Source organism: Enterobacter sp. 22452, assembly GCF_052045065.1.
Taxonomy (GTDB): Bacteria; Pseudomonadota; Gammaproteobacteria; order Enterobacterales; family Enterobacteriaceae; genus Enterobacter; species Enterobacter mori.
Window position 1 is genome coordinate 598,804 of sequence record NZ_JBQEOB010000001.1, and the last position, 12,413, is coordinate 611,216.

Genomic DNA, 12,413 nt, shown 5'->3' on the forward strand with positions numbered 1-12,413 from the left:
GTACACCAGGCAGGAGAACACAATGGTTAAATTTGTTGCTCGTACATGGCTGTTAGCCGCGAGCGTGACGGCGGCGCTGGCCGTCGCCCCCGCGTTCGCTGCCAAAGACGTGGTCGTGGCGGTCGGCTCTAATTTTACGACGCTCGATCCGTATGATGCTAACGACACGCTGTCGCAGGCGGTGGCGAAATCGTTCTACCAGGGGCTGTTTGGCCTGGATAAAGAGATGAAGCTCAAAAACGTGCTGGCGGAGAGCTATACCGTTTCGGACGACGGGCTGGTGTATACCATCAAGCTGCGTTCCGGCGTGAAGTTCCAGGACGGCACAGATTTCAATGCTGCAGCGGTAAAGGTCAACCTCGACCGCGCCAGCAACCCGGAAAATAGCCTCAAGCGCTACAACCTGTATAAAAATATCGCTAGCACCGAGGCGGTTGACCCGGCAACCGTGAAGATCACCCTCAAAGAGCCGTTCTCCGCGTTTATCAATATCCTTGCGCATCCGGCAACGGCAATGATTTCGCCAGCGGCGCTGAAGAAATACGGCAAAGAGATCGGCTTCCACCCGGTCGGGACCGGCCCGTACGAACTGCTTACCTGGAATCAGACCGATTTTGTGAAGGTGAAGAAATTCGCCGGATACTGGCAGCAGGGCTTGCCGAAGCTCGACACCATTACCTGGCGCCCGGTGGTGGATAACAACACCCGCGCGGCGATGCTGCAAACCGGTGAAGCGCAGTTTGCCTTCCCGATCCCGTACGAGCAGGCAGCGTTGCTGGCGAAAAACAGCAAGCTGGAGCTGGTTGCCAGCCCGTCAATCATGCAGCGCTACATCAGCATGAACGTCACGCAAAAACCGTTCGATAACCCGAAGGTGCGTGAAGCCATCAACTATGCCATTAACCGCCAGGCGCTGGTGAAAGTGGCCTTTGCGGGCTATGCCACCCCGGCGACCGGCGTGGTGCCGCCGGCTATCGCCTATGCGCAAAGCTACCAGCCGTGGCCTTACGATCCGGCCAAAGCGCGCGAGCTGCTGAAAGAGGCGGGCTTCCCGAACGGCTTCAGCACCACGCTGTGGTCGTCGCATAACCACAGTACCGCCCAGAAGGTGCTGCAGTTTACCCAGCAGCAGCTGGCGCAGGTCGGCATCAAGGCGCAGGTGACCGCGATGGATGCCGGACAGCGTGCGGCAGAAGTGGAGGGCAAAGGGCAGAAAGAGAGCGGCGTGAGGATGTTCTACACCGGCTGGACCGCCTCCACCGGTGAAGCCGACTGGGCGCTGTCACCGCTGTTTGCCTCACAGAACTGGCCGCCAACGCTGTTCAATACCGCGTTCTACAGCAACCCGCAGGTGGATAAAGACCTGTCTGACGCGCTGAAAACCACCAGGCCGGAGGAGAAAGCGCGCCTCTACAAAGACGCGCAAGATATTATCTGGAAAGAGTCGCCGTGGGTGCCGCTGGTGGTGGAAAAACTGGTCTCCGCCCATAACAAAGCGCTGACCGGGTTCTATATCATGCCGGATACGGGCTTTAGCTTTGACGACGCGGATTTAAAATAACACTCATGCTGAATTATGTTTGTAAACGCCTGCTGGGGCTTATCCCGACGCTGTTAATTGTGGCGGTGCTGGTGTTTCTGTTTGTCCATATGCTGCCGGGGGATCCGGCGCGGCTGATTGCCGGGCCCGAGGCGGATGCGACCGTTATTGAACTGGTGCGCAAGCAGCTGGGTCTCGACAGGCCGTTGTATATGCAGTTCCTGCACTATATGGGCAACGTGCTGCAGGGCGATTTTGGCACCTCGATGGTGTCGCGTCGCCCGGTGTCGGAAGAGATTGCCAGCCGCTTTATGCCGACCTTTTGGTTAACCCTTGCCAGCATGGGCTGGGCGGTGGTGTTTGGTCTCGGTGCGGGGATTGTCGCCGCCGTCTGGCGCAACCGCTGGCCGGATAAACTGGGTATGGCGCTGGCGGTGACCGGCATCTCCTTCCCGGCATTCGCCCTCGGGATGCTGCTGATGCAGATCTTCTCCGTGGAGCTGGGCTGGCTGCCGACCGTGGGCGCGGATACCTGGAAGCACTACATTCTCCCATCGATGACCCTTGGCGCAGCCGTGGCGGCTGTGATGGCGCGCTTTACCCGCGCCTCATTTGTCGACGTGCTGAGCGAAGACTACATCCGCACCGCGCGGGCGAAAGGGGTCAGCGAGAAGTGGGTCATCCTCAAGCACGGTTTTCGCAACGCGATGATCCCGGTAGTAACGATGATGGGGCTGCAGTTTGGCTTCCTGCTGGGCGGCTCTATTGTGGTGGAGAAGGTCTTCAACTGGCCGGGGCTGGGGCGTCTGCTGGTCGATTCGGTCGACATGCGCGATTATCCGGTGATTCAGGCGGAAGTCCTGCTGTTCTCGCTGGAGTTTATTCTTATCAACTTAGTGGTGGACGTGCTTTACGCCGCCATTAACCCGGCCATCAGGTACAAGTAAGATGCGATTGTTGAACTGGCGTCGTCAGGCCGTATTAAATGCTATGCCGGGGCTAAAGCCGGAGCACATCCGCACTCCGTGGTCTGAATTCTGGCGGCGTTTTCGCCGTCAGCCTGTCGCGATGACGGCGGGGCTGTTTGTTTTGCTGCTGATTGTGGTGGCGATCGTTGCGCCGTGGGTCGCGCCGTTTGATGCGGAAAACTATTTTGACTATGACCGTCTGAACGACGGGCCGTCGATGATGCACTGGTTCGGCGTGGATTCGCTCGGGCGGGATATCTTCAGCCGCGTGCTGGTGGGGGCGCAGATCTCCCTGGCCGCCGGGGTCTTTGCGGTGCTGATCGGCGCGGCGATAGGCACGGTTTTGGGTCTCGTCGCCGGGTATTACGAAGGCTGGTGGGACCGCATCATCATGCGCATCTGCGACGTGCTGTTTGCCTTCCCCGGCATTCTGCTGGCGATTGCCGTGGTGGCGATCATGGGCAGCGGCATGGCGAACGTCATCATTGCGGTCGCGGTCTTTTCGATACCGGCCTTCGCTCGTCTGGTGCGCGGCAACACGCTGGTGCTGAAACAGCAGACCTTTATCGAATCCGCCCGCAGTATGGGGGCCAGCGACGCCACGATCCTGTTCAGCCATATTCTGCCGGGTACGGTGTCGTCCATCGTGGTCTATTTCACCATGCGTATCGGCGTGTCGATTATCTCGGCGGCCAGCCTGTCGTTTCTGGGGTTAGGGGCGCAGCCTCCCACGCCGGAGTGGGGCGCGATGCTGAACGAGGCGAGAGCAGATATGGTGATTGCACCGCACGTGGCGATCTTCCCGAGCCTGGCGATTTTCCTGACCGTGCTGGCGTTTAACCTGCTGGGGGACGGGCTGCGCGACGCGCTGGATCCGAGGATTAAGGGGTAGGTTTTTGCAGGATCTTACCCCTCACCCTAACCCTCTCCCCTGAGGGGAGAGGGGACTGCTCTGTGCGGTCTGTTCCCCCTCGCCCCTTTGGGGAGAGGGCCGGGGTGAGGGGTTAAAGATTAAACCCGGCTACCCCACAGGTCATACTCGTCTGCGTTTTCAACCTTCACGCGAATAATATCACCCGGCTTAACGCTGGTTTCGCCGTTCAGGTACACCGCGCCGTCGATTTCAGGGGCATCCGCCATGCTGCGGCCAATCGCGCCCTCTTCGTCAACTTCGTCGATAATCACCAGAATTTCGCGGCCCACTTTTTCCTGCAGACGCTCAGCAGAGATCTGCTGTTGCAGCTGCATGAAGCGATTCCAGCGCTCTTCTTTCACCTCTTCCGGTACCTGGTCCGCCAGCTCGTTGGCGGTTGCGCCCTCTACCGGGCTGTACTTGAAGCAGCCAACGCGGTCCAGACGGGCTTCTTTCAGGAAGTCGAGCAGCATCTGGAAATCTTCTTCGGTTTCACCCGGGAACCCGACGATGAAGGTGGAGCGCAGGGTCAGATCCGGACAGATTTCACGCCACTGCTTGATGCGCGCCAGCTGGCGGTCAACGGAGCCAGGACGCTTCATCAGCTTCAGAATACGCGGGCTGGCGTGCTGCAGCGGGATATCCAGGTACGGCAGAATTTTGCCTTCCGCCATCAGCGGGATCACATCGTCAACGTGCGGGTACGGGTAGACGTAGTGCAGACGCGTCCAGATACCGAGCTTCGCAAGCTGCTCGCACAGGCCGACCATGCTGGTTTTCACCGGCTCGCCGTTGTGGAAACCGGAGCGGTGTTTCACGTCCACGCCGTAGGCCGAGGTGTCCTGGGAGATGACCAGCAGCTCCTTCACGCCCGCGTCGGCCAGACGTTTGGCTTCCGCCAGCACTTCACCGATTGGACGGCTCACCAGATCGCCACGCATGGACGGGATGATGCAGAAGGTGCAGCGATGGTTGCAGCCTTCGGAAATTTTCAGGTACGCGTAGTGGCGCGGCGTCAGCTTCACGCCTTGTTCCGGCACCAGGCTCAGGAACGGGTTGTGCTTGGGTTTTGGCACGTAGTGATGAACATGTTCCAGCACCTGCTCGTAGCTGTGTGGGCCGGTGATCTCCAGCACCTTCGGATGCACTTCGCGGATCTGATCCACTTTCGCGCCCAGGCAGCCGGTGACAATCACTTTGCCGTTTTCTGTCAGGGCTTCACCGATGGCTTCCAGAGACTCCTGAACCGCACTGTCGATAAAGCCGCAGGTGTTGACGATCACCATGTCGGCATTGTCGTAGCTTGGCACCACGTCATAGCCTTCGGTACGAAGTTCGGTCAGGATGCGTTCGGAATCCACCAGGTTTTTCGGGCAGCCGAGGGAGACGAAGCCGATTTTCGGCTGGTGCGTAACATTGCTCATAGGTTAAAAATTCATCAATTATGGAGTTATCAGGGCGGGATTTTACAGCGTATCGCGGGGGATTTATACATTCTTTGCATGGCGGATGCGGTGAGTAAAGGTTGTAACATTGTAAAGAATGTTAATCAGTTAAGAATTATTGATCTCAGGCATTAAATTGTACAAAAAATGACCTTATTCTGAATGTGCAACATGACTGACAGAGGAGGAAATAGCATGTCCGTTGACAGACTGAAACGCGATCTGCTTAACAAGCTGATCAACGCCCGAATCGACCTGGCCGCGTATCTGCAGCTCAGGAAGGCAAAAGGCTATATGTCAGTCAGCGAAAGCGAACATCTGCGTGATAATCTGTTTGAACTTTGCAATTTCATGCGTGAAAAAGCACCGACCCTGAAAGCGGAATACGACGAAAGCGAGCTGATGGCGCTGCGCCGCGCCGCTGAGGTGCTCTCCATTGCAGGGGTATGTTTGATGAACGGACGCCACGACTGCCCTAATTTTATCGCTGTTAACGCGGAGAAGCTTGAAAACTGCCTGACAACGCTCTCTCTTTGCATCATGTGTCTGAACGAGCACGCGAAGCTTGCCCAGCACTGAGCCCGGGGGAGGCGACTCCCCCTTCTGATTAAGCTTTTGTAAAAGTGGTAACGCGGCCGAACGTTGTGGCTAATCTTTATGCCATATGCCGATAAAGGAGCGCGTTATGCATCGATCCTCGCTGATTTTACTGCCTGCGTTATTTTTCCCTTTTTCTCTCCTCGCTGCCCCTGACGCGGTAAAGGTCGAGGTGTTGCAGAACCGACTCGATCACCCCTGGTCAATGGCCTTTTTGCCGGACAATAAAGGCGTGCTCATCACGCTCAGAGCCGGCCAGCTGAAACACTGGCAGGCCGGGAAAGGGTTGTCTGACCCGATTGTCGGCGTGCCCAGGGTGTGGGCAAACGGCCAGGGCGGTTTGCTGGACGTGGTGCTGGCACCTGATTTTGAACAATCGCGACGCATCTGGCTGAGCTATGCCGAAGTGGGCAATGACGGGAAAGCGGGAACGGCGGTGGGCTACGGTCGGCTGAGCGACGATCTGTCGCGCATTGAAGCCTTCCAGGTAGTGTTCCGCCAGATGCCGAAACTCTCCACCGGGAACCATTTCGGCGGTCGGCTGGTGTTCGACGGTAAAGGCTATCTGTTTATTGCCCTTGGCGAGAATAACCAGCGCCCGACGGCGCAGGACCTGGACAAGCTTCAGGGCAAAGTGGTGCGCCTGACGGAGGACGGAAAGGTGCCGCCGGATAACCCGTTTGTGAATACCTCCGGCGCGCGGCCTGAAATCTGGTCCTACGGCATTCGTAACCCGCAGGGGATGGCGATGAACCCGTGGAGCGACACGCTGTGGCTTAACGAGCACGGCCCGCGCGGCGGGGATGAAATCAACATCCCGGAAAAAGGGAAGAATTACGGCTGGCCGCTGGCGACCCACGGCATCAACTACAGCGGCCTGAAAATTCCGGAAGCCAAAGGCGAGCACGCGGAGGGAACGGAAAAACCGCTGTTTGTCTGGAAGGTTTCCCCGGCGGTGAGCGGCATGGCGTTTTACAACAGCGACGTCTTCCCGCAGTGGAAAAACAAACTGTTTATCGGCGCGCTGAAGGAGAAAGACGTCATCGTGCTGAGCGTCGACGGCAATAAGGTGACGGAAGACGGGCGTATTCTGGGTGATAAAGATCGGCGTATTCGCGATGTGCGGGTTGGGCCGGACGGCTATTTATATGTCCTGACCGACGAGACGGACGGGCAGCTGTTGAAAGTCAGCCCGTCCGGCACGTAATCAGGTAACCGGGATCATCACCGCGTTACGGTACGCCGGGCGCTCGCTGAGCTGCTGAAGCCAGCGGTCGAGGTGAGGGCGCGGCGTCCATTTCAGACCCATATTGGTCAGATTCCAGACGAATGGTGCAACCGCAATATCGCCCACGCCGAACGCGTCGCCTGAGAACCATTTGTGCTTCGCCAGCTCGTCGTCAATCATCGCAAACAGGGTCTCACAGGTGTCCTGGGCTGCATGAATGGCGGGATAGTCACGTTCGGTTTCCGGCGTGCGGATAAGCCCCATCAGGATCACGCGGTGAGTGGGAGAGAGCGTCTGGTTTGCCCAGTCCATCCACTTTTCACCCTGAGCACGCTGGGTCGGGCTCTCTACCCACAGACGGCCCTGACCGTACTGCGCGGCAAGGTAACGGACAATGGTGTTGGACTCCCACAGCGTGGCATCGGTCTCATCGTCGCGCAGCAGCGGCACCAGCCCGTTCGGGTTCATCGCCAGGTAGTCGGCCTCTTTGTTCACGCCGAACGACATGCCGGCCATGATTTGATTAAACGGTAAATCCAGTTCCTCCAGCGTCCAGAGCACTTTCTTCACGTTGGTTGAGTTGTTCCTGCCCCACAGCGTAATCATATTTACTCCCGATGAGATGTGAATCCGAGTCAGCTTTTCGCCATGGTGAGATAAACCTAACAATTACGCAACAGAAGACAAAAAAATCGCCTGAATCAAAGCGTAAATGAATGTTATTGCATAAACTTTAATAACTTTACCCTGGTTGGGTTTCTTTAACCGTTTTAGTGCGCTATTACTCATCGCTTCTTGCGACACGGTGATGTGACGTAATTTTTTGAATGGACACTCGGGTGGCATTTATGACGCGAAAACTGACTTCTCTGCGCAGCCTGGCGGCAGGCTCTGCGCTCCTCTTCCTTTTTGCCCCAACGCTCTACGCGGCGGAACAGGCGGCGCCCGAAGCGCCACCGGTGGATGCCCGCGCCTGGATCTTAATGGACTACGCCAGCGGTAAAGTGCTGGCGGAAGGGAATGCCGACGAGAAACTCGACCCGGCCAGCCTGACCAAAATCATGACCAGCTACGTGGTGGGTCAGGCGCTGAAAGCAGGCAAAATTAAGCTTGATGATATGGTCACCGTCGGGAAAGACGCCTGGGCGACCGGTAACCCGGCGCTGCGGGGCTCGTCGGTGATGTTCCTTAAGCCTGGGGATCAGGTCTCCGTTTCCGATCTGAATAAAGGTGTGATCATTCAGTCGGGAAATGATGCGTGTATCGCGCTGGCCGATTACGTCGCGGGCAGCCAGGATTCGTTCATTGGTTTGATGAATGGCTATGCGCAAAAACTGGGCCTGACCAACACCACCTTTAAAACGGTCCACGGTCTCGATGCGCCGGGGCAGTTCAGTACCGCGCGTGACATGGCGCTGCTGGGGAAAGCGCTGATCCACGACGTACCGGACGAATACGCGATCCACAAAGAGAAAGAGTTTACCTTCAATAAGATCCGTCAGCAGAACCGCAACCGTCTGTTGTGGAGCAGCAACGTCAACGTGGACGGGATGAAGACCGGCACCACGGCGGGCGCGGGTTATAACCTGGTCGCGTCCGCTACCCAGGGCGATATGCGCCTGATTTCGGTGGTGCTGGGCACCAAAACCGATCGAATTCGCTTTAACGAATCAGAAAAACTCCTGACGTGGGGCTTCCGCTTCTTTGAAACCGTGACGCCGATTAAACCGGATGCCACGTTCGTCAGCCAGCGCGTCTGGTTTGGCGATAAGAGCGAGGTGAATCTGGGCGCGGGTGAGGCCGGCTCGGTGACTATTCCGCGCGGTCAGCTGAAAAACCTGAAAGCCAGCTTCACCCTGACCGACCCGCAGCTCACGGCTCCGCTGAAAAAAGGCCAGGTCGTCGGGACGATTGATTTCCAGCTTAACGGCAAGTCGATTGAACAGCGTCCGCTGATTGTGATGGAAGCAGTAGAAGAGGGCGGATTCTTCAGCCGGATGTGGGATTTCGTACTGATGAAATTCCACGGGTGGTTTGGCAGCTGGTTTAGCTAAACCTTATGGGTTTTCTCCCTCTCCCTGTGGGAGAGGGCCGGGGTGAGGGCATCAGGCCGCACCCCTCTCAATACATCAACTTCACCTGCTGCGCCTTCGCATGGGCCACAATCTCGTCATCCGGGCGGCAATCGCTCACAATAGCGTCAAACTGCGCCAGCTCGCCCATTCTTGCCGGACGCACCTTGCCAAACTTGCTGTGGTCCACCACCAGCACATGATACTGCGCGGCATTTAACGCCCAGTGCTTCACGGGTAACTCTTCCAGGTTAAAGCAGGTCGCGCCCTGACGCACGTTCACGCCCGCCGCAGAATAAAACGCGATATCCGGGCATAAGTTACTCAACGTGTCCTGCAGGTTCAGCGGCTTAAAGATGGCGTTGCTAGCGTGGAACTCACCGCCGCAGAGGATCACCCGGCATTCGGGTTTCTCCTGCAGCGCCAGAAAGGTGTTCAATGAGTAACAGACGGCGGTAAACGGGAGGCTGCTGTCGATGGCTTCGATGATCCACGGCGTGGTGGTCCCGCAGTCAAAAAACAGGGTTTGATGCGGCTGCACCAGGGAGGCCGCGAGCCGTGCCGCTTTGCGCTTCTCTTCCACCAGACGCGTTTTTTGATCGCTGATCAGGTAATGGCTGGCGCTACGCGGCTCGAGGACGATGTATCCGCCCAGCAGCACAACGGGGGCGCTGTCGCTGTTAAGATCCCGACGAATGGTCATCTCAGAGACGCCGAGCAGCGTGGCGGCTTCCTTGAGGTGCAGTTTATCACTGCGCTTCAGCGCCTGGAGCAGCTGAGCAATGCGGTCATCGCGTCGTGTTTCCATAGATCCTCAGGATGAAAAAGTGAACCCCCGCAGGGCGCGGGTTCAAGTGTAACCTGTCGGAACGGGATTAGTCACGTATCCAGCCTTTGCGGATCGGGAGGGCAAACAGCACGCGATACAGCTGAGACAGCCCGCGGTAAAGCGCCGGGCCAAAGAGGCTCCACAGGATCGCCGCGCTCACGCAGCCGATCAGCCCCACCAGGAACCCGCCCACCATATCCAGCGGCCAGTGAACGCCCAGATAAACGCGGGACCAGGCGATGGCCAGCGCGATACCCATCAGCACTGCGCCAGACCACAGGCGATGCCAGAACAGGAATGCCAGAGCGAAGGTGAAAATCACGGTGCCATGATCGCTTGGGAAGGAGTCGTCAGGCGCGTGGTGCAGGAAATTATAGCCAACGTGATCGACGAACGGACGGTCGTGGGGGAAGGCATGTCCCAGCAGATAGCTGGTCACTACGCTGACACCGATGGCCATCGCCACTTTGATCACCAGCTGGCGCTGTGCAGTGACCTCTTTACGCGGACCCCACAGCCAGAGAACAACGGCCAGTACAGGCACAATCGAGATCACATCTCTGGCAACAAAGGTGGCGAAATCAATCATCCATTCCGGCGAGGCTGGCGTGGCGTTGATGAAATAAAACAGTCCGTAGTTCAGATTCTCTAACATAATGTCGTCACTCTTTCGCAAACCAGGCGGAAACAAGGCCATAGACCACCACCTGGGAAAACCAGACCCACCACCCAGCCCACAGGTTGTGAGAGAAAAAATGCGCCCCGCGCATGACCTGACCGTAGCCCATGGCCAGACCCAATACCGCACCCAGTACGACGAAACTCCAGGCCAGACGTGGACGTTCGCGCCAGAAGGCAAAAAACAGCCCCATCACCATAAAGCCGCTTGACGAGTGGCCGCCCGGGAAGCAACGGCCCGGCCCGCTGTCTGCCGGTACCGCGCTAAACAGGGGGTAAGAAACCGCCTTCCCGCCATACTCCACCAGATCCCACGGACAGCTATGGTGGCTAATGCTTTTCAGCACGCCGACAACCAGTGCACCCAGCCCCATCAGAAGCGCAGCCGTGAGGAGTCGGGCATTGCGCTTGACGACACCGTAAATCAGCGCAACCGCAGCCAGGGCGATAGAGACGTACTTCGCCAGCCGATGGTTGAGCAGGTCCAGCATCGGGTTTTGCTGCAACGGAAAATGGCGCGTCGCTGCGTTATACCAGAAACCGGTGATCCATCTGTCGAGCGTTTCGTCGCGTGAAAGCCAGGTAAACAGGACGGCGAGGACAATCAGCACGAAAAGCTGATAACCATAAAAGTGTGCGGGTAAACGGTAAAGTTGTTTTGTCTTATTTGTCGGTAACTTAGACAATTCTGAAGCGCTGAAGGTGTATGGCATAATTGGGGTCAGTGACGTGAAATAGGGCTATCATAAATCTGTCAACTTAAGGAAACCTTAAACAACGACGATAAGTGCTTTATTTCTGTTTACTATCGATAATTTGCTATCTCGGGCTGCGGCAATTCATTACACTCATCGCGATTTTTTCATCATAAAGAGATTGCATGTTAAACCGTTCTTCTTCCGGTAATCGTCTGGGACGTCAGGCGTTACTTTTCCCTCTGTGTCTGGTGCTCTACGAATTCTCTACCTATATCGGCAACGATATGATCCAGCCCGGTATGCTGGCCGTGGTAGAACAGTACAACGCGGGTATCGAGTGGGTGCCGACCTCCATGACCGCCTATCTGGCGGGCGGCATGTTTTTACAGTGGCTGTTAGGGCCGCTGTCGGACCGTATTGGTCGTCGTCCGGTGATGCTGACCGGCGTGGTGTGGTTTATCGTCACCTGTCTTGCCACGCTGCTGGCGCAAAACATTGAACAATTTACCCTGCTGCGTTTCCTGCAGGGGGTGAGCCTGTGCTTCATCGGTGCCGTGGGGTATGCCGCTATTCAGGAGTCGTTTGAAGAGGCGGTGTGTATCAAAATCACCGCGCTGATGGCGAACGTGGCGCTGATTGCGCCGCTGCTGGGACCGCTGGTGGGCGCAGCCTGGGTACACGTTGCGCCGTGGGAGGGGATGTTCATACTCTTCGCCGCCCTTGCTGCCATCTCCTTCTTTGGTCTGCACCGTGCGATGCCGGAAACGGCTACGCGTCTGGGTGAAAAGCTCTCCCTGAAAGAGCTGGGACGCGACTACAAAGAGGTATTGAAAAATGGCCGCTTTGTCGCGGGTGCGCTGGCGACGGGCTTTGTCAGCCTGCCGTTGCTGGCGTGGATTGCGCAGTCGCCGGTCATTATCATCAGCGGTGAGAAGCTCAGCAGTTACGAGTACGGTTTGCTGCAGGTGCCGATCTTTGGCGCGCTGATCGCCGGTAACCTCGTGCTGGCACGTCTGACGTCGCGCCGCACCGTTCGCTCGCTGATTATTATGGGTGGCTGGCCGATTGCGGCAGGGTTGGTCATGGCCGCGGTCGCTACGGTGGCCTCTTCCCACGCCTACCTGTGGATGACCGCGGGGCTGAGCGTCTATGCTTTTGGTATTGGCGTGGCGAATGCCGGACTGGTGCGCCTGACGCTGTTTGCCAGCGAAATGAGTAAAGGCACGGTGTCCGCCGCGATGGGCATGCTGCAGATGTTGATTTTTACCGTCGGAATTGAGGTGAGCAAGCACGCTTACGCGTTTGGCGGCAACGGGCTGTTCAGCCTGTTCAACCTTGCCAACGGCGTGCTGTGGGTGGGATTAATGGTGGTGTTCCTGAAAGACAAACGCATCGGCAGCGCCCTGCAACCTTGATCTGTTTATTCCCTCTCCCTGTGGGAGAGG

Annotated in this window: 12 protein-coding genes; 7 read left to right on the forward strand and 5 right to left on the reverse strand. The window is 57.4% G+C overall.

Going from position 1 to position 12,413, the window contains the following annotated elements:
• Positions 1 to 22: 22 nt before the first annotated feature.
• The 3 genes from gsiB to gsiD are packed head-to-tail and all read left to right on the forward strand — an operon-like array spanning position 23 to position 3,400.
• On the forward strand, positions 23 to 1,561 hold the full coding sequence (gene gsiB, locus ACTJJA_RS02895; RefSeq protein ID WP_440666084.1) for a glutathione ABC transporter substrate-binding protein GsiB: 1,539 nt from the start codon (positions 23 to 25) through the stop codon (positions 1,559 to 1,561).
• A 5-nt stretch (positions 1,562 to 1,566) separates the two neighbouring features.
• Positions 1,567 to 2,487 carry a glutathione ABC transporter permease GsiC gene (gsiC, locus tag ACTJJA_RS02900; RefSeq protein ID WP_120158414.1) on the forward strand — a complete coding sequence of 307 codons (921 nt, stop codon included), beginning with the start codon at positions 1,567 to 1,569 and terminating at the stop codon, positions 2,485 to 2,487.
• 1 nt (position 2,488) lies between these two features.
• A complete protein-coding gene (gene gsiD / locus ACTJJA_RS02905) occupies positions 2,489 to 3,400 on the forward strand; it encodes a glutathione ABC transporter permease GsiD (protein ID WP_010429000.1) in 912 nt (303 codons plus the stop codon).
• A 119-nt stretch (positions 3,401 to 3,519) separates the two neighbouring features.
• On the opposite strand, the gene rimO is transcribed toward gsiD, so the two are convergent.
• Positions 3,520 to 4,845, reverse strand: a complete 1,326-nt coding sequence (gene rimO, locus ACTJJA_RS02910; protein WP_126543519.1) for a 30S ribosomal protein S12 methylthiotransferase RimO — start codon at positions 4,843 to 4,845, stop codon at positions 3,520 to 3,522.
• A 216-nt stretch (positions 4,846 to 5,061) separates the two neighbouring features.
• Between rimO and bssR the strand changes: the two genes are divergently transcribed.
• Together bssR and ACTJJA_RS02920 are read left to right on the forward strand one after the other, a co-directional pair.
• Positions 5,062 to 5,445: a biofilm formation regulator BssR gene (gene bssR, locus ACTJJA_RS02915; protein WP_108415945.1), complete on the forward strand. Its 384-nt coding sequence runs from the start codon at positions 5,062 to 5,064 to the stop codon at positions 5,443 to 5,445.
• A gap of 106 nt (positions 5,446 to 5,551) precedes the next feature.
• Positions 5,552 to 6,670 (forward strand): PQQ-dependent sugar dehydrogenase, encoded by a 1,119-nt coding sequence (locus ACTJJA_RS02920; protein WP_440666088.1) that lies wholly within the window; start codon positions 5,552 to 5,554, stop codon positions 6,668 to 6,670.
• Here the strand turns inward: ACTJJA_RS02920 and ACTJJA_RS02925 are convergent, their stop codons facing one another.
• Positions 6,671 to 7,297, reverse strand: coding sequence for a glutathione S-transferase family protein (locus tag ACTJJA_RS02925; RefSeq protein WP_440666090.1), 627 nt, complete (start codon positions 7,295 to 7,297; stop codon positions 6,671 to 6,673).
• Between the two features lie 242 nt (positions 7,298 to 7,539).
• Between ACTJJA_RS02925 and dacC the strand changes: the two genes are divergently transcribed.
• Positions 7,540 to 8,745 carry a serine-type D-Ala-D-Ala carboxypeptidase gene (dacC, locus tag ACTJJA_RS02930; protein ID WP_089599029.1) on the forward strand — a complete coding sequence of 402 codons (1,206 nt, stop codon included), beginning with the start codon at positions 7,540 to 7,542 and terminating at the stop codon, positions 8,743 to 8,745.
• A 67-nt stretch (positions 8,746 to 8,812) separates the two neighbouring features.
• Here dacC and deoR read toward each other — a convergent pair whose 3' ends face one another.
• The 3 genes from deoR to ACTJJA_RS02945 all read right to left on the reverse strand — a co-directional run bounded on the left by deoR (position 8,813) and on the right by ACTJJA_RS02945 (position 10,983).
• On the reverse strand, positions 8,813 to 9,571 hold the full coding sequence (deoR, locus tag ACTJJA_RS02935) for a DNA-binding transcriptional repressor DeoR (RefSeq protein ID WP_010429018.1): 759 nt from the start codon (positions 9,569 to 9,571) through the stop codon (positions 8,813 to 8,815).
• Positions 9,572 to 9,638: 67 nt separating this feature from the next.
• Positions 9,639 to 10,247, reverse strand: a complete 609-nt coding sequence (gene ybjG / locus ACTJJA_RS02940; protein ID WP_237846589.1) for an undecaprenyl-diphosphate phosphatase — start codon at positions 10,245 to 10,247, stop codon at positions 9,639 to 9,641.
• A gap of 7 nt (positions 10,248 to 10,254) precedes the next feature.
• Positions 10,255 to 10,983, reverse strand: coding sequence for a phosphatase PAP2 family protein (locus ACTJJA_RS02945; RefSeq protein WP_440666093.1), 729 nt, complete (start codon positions 10,981 to 10,983; stop codon positions 10,255 to 10,257).
• Between the two features lie 167 nt (positions 10,984 to 11,150).
• Here ACTJJA_RS02945 and ACTJJA_RS02950 point away from each other — a divergent pair, with 167 nt between their 5' ends.
• Complete coding sequence (locus ACTJJA_RS02950) at positions 11,151 to 12,383, forward strand: MFS transporter (RefSeq protein WP_010429024.1); 1,233 nt, start codon at positions 11,151 to 11,153, stop codon at positions 12,381 to 12,383.
• Positions 12,384 to 12,413: the final 30 nt, after the last annotated feature.

What these genes read in the sequence shown, in the direction of transcription:
- ACTJJA_RS02945 (WP_440666093.1), bottom strand. Translation starts at nt 10,983, where the DNA reads ATGCCATACACCTTCAGCGCTTCAGAATTGTCTAAGTTACCGACAAAT.
- gsiB (WP_440666084.1), top strand. Translation starts at nt 23, where the DNA reads ATGGTTAAATTTGTTGCTCGTACATGGCTGTTAGCCGCGAGCGTGACG.
- gsiC (WP_120158414.1), top strand. Translation starts at nt 1,567, where the DNA reads ATGCTGAATTATGTTTGTAAACGCCTGCTGGGGCTTATCCCGACGCTG.
- ACTJJA_RS02950 (WP_010429024.1), top strand. Translation starts at nt 11,151, where the DNA reads ATGTTAAACCGTTCTTCTTCCGGTAATCGTCTGGGACGTCAGGCGTTA.
- ACTJJA_RS02925 (WP_440666090.1), bottom strand. Translation starts at nt 7,297, where the DNA reads ATGATTACGCTGTGGGGCAGGAACAACTCAACCAACGTGAAGAAAGTG.
- ACTJJA_RS02920 (WP_440666088.1), top strand. Translation starts at nt 5,552, where the DNA reads ATGCATCGATCCTCGCTGATTTTACTGCCTGCGTTATTTTTCCCTTTT.
- ybjG (WP_237846589.1), bottom strand. Translation starts at nt 10,247, where the DNA reads ATGTTAGAGAATCTGAACTACGGACTGTTTTATTTCATCAACGCCACG.
- rimO (WP_126543519.1), bottom strand. Translation starts at nt 4,845, where the DNA reads ATGAGCAATGTTACGCACCAGCCGAAAATCGGCTTCGTCTCCCTCGGC.
- bssR (WP_108415945.1), top strand. Translation starts at nt 5,062, where the DNA reads ATGTCCGTTGACAGACTGAAACGCGATCTGCTTAACAAGCTGATCAAC.
- dacC (WP_089599029.1), top strand. Translation starts at nt 7,540, where the DNA reads ATGACGCGAAAACTGACTTCTCTGCGCAGCCTGGCGGCAGGCTCTGCG.
- deoR (WP_010429018.1), bottom strand. Translation starts at nt 9,571, where the DNA reads ATGGAAACACGACGCGATGACCGCATTGCTCAGCTGCTCCAGGCGCTG.
- gsiD (WP_010429000.1), top strand. Translation starts at nt 2,489, where the DNA reads ATGCGATTGTTGAACTGGCGTCGTCAGGCCGTATTAAATGCTATGCCG.